Below are 1,146 nucleotides of genomic sequence, written 5' to 3'. Positions count from 1 at the left end.
ATATTGGTGAGATGATAATTGAAATGAGTTTAGAAAAAGCACTTATTAAAAATTTATTTACAGATGTTCTTATGGCGCCGGAGTTAGATGTTTCATTAATTGAGCAGTACGTCGACCCATCTTATATACAAAAAGTGGATGGAGTGGAGTTGGATTATGATAGCTTTGTAAATCATATAGAGGCACAGAAGAAAGTTATTAGTAAATTAGATGTCAACTTTCTTACTTTGGTTCAAGAGGGCAATGTTGTTTTCAGTAATCATGTAGTAACAGCCCACAAAAAAGATGGTTCGATTATAAAAGTCAAAGTTATAGCCCAGTTCACGATACATAATAATCGTTTAGTCTTGTGTGATGAATTAACAAGGTTAATTGAGGGCGGTGGTGAAGATCATGATATTGGGTCAAGGCATTAAATCACTTTGACTATTTGCCTAACAAGCTGTTCAAGAGTGATTCGCAACGCATGGCATTTTCACTATGCGTTGGTTTTAGTGTTTGAGGTGGTATGCAGCAACTTCGGTATTGCGTTGCTCACACCTTAACAGGGCGTTAGTGTTGAAAGGAAAATTTGTGCAGCAAGATGATTTATTTATTTCTCGCTATGTAGCGGGGCGACTCTCTACCGAAGACTTATTAGCTTTTGCTGAGAGCAAATTGAAGTCTGGAGTATATACGGATGAAATTTTGGCCGTATATGATGCTGAACCTATATGGGAAGTAGTGTCAGAGATGTTTGAAGTGATGATTAAATCTCTAGGGCATGAGAAACCGTCATTCGAAGCTGCTATAGATTTTTTAGTTAGATACCATATATCTCAAATAGTTTACAGAAGCGCCAACCCTAGTCAGCAATTTGAGTTACTTTTACACGATATTTCTGGATTTGATTTACATGAAAATATTGAGTTCTTTGTAGGCGATAATATAGGTATACATAAGATTTATGGGGCATTTCATGATTTCTACGAGTCTGATTCAGAGCGGGATTTTTTTATATTTAACGAATGTAAAGTATGGTTGGAGTTACAACACTAACAAAGCGTTTAAGACGGATTCCCAACGCTTGGCATCTTCGGTTTGATTCAGCTTTAGTGTTTACGGCACAATAGTTTAAGTAAGGTGGTTGCGTTGCTCACCACTTAA

The 1,146-nt window shown here is 36.7% G+C and carries 2 protein-coding genes; both read left to right on the top strand.

Annotated features, from left to right (window positions below):
- The coding region (locus NDJ01_RS19360) for a hypothetical protein (RefSeq protein WP_258587168.1) at window positions 1-416 on the top strand (416 nt) is incomplete at its 5' end.
- A gap of 157 nt (window positions 417-573) precedes the next feature.
- Entirely contained in the window at window positions 574-1,038 is a 465-nt protein-coding gene (locus NDJ01_RS19350; RefSeq protein ID WP_258587167.1) for a hypothetical protein, read from the top strand.
- Window positions 1,039-1,146: the final 108 nt, after the last annotated feature.

This window comes from Vibrio sp. HS-50-1 (genome assembly GCF_024747315.1).
Classification (GTDB): Bacteria; Pseudomonadota; Gammaproteobacteria; order Enterobacterales; family Vibrionaceae; genus Vibrio; species Vibrio diabolicus.
The sequence above is the reverse complement of the archived record's forward strand: the minus strand, read 5'-3'. Positions and strand labels throughout refer to the sequence as shown.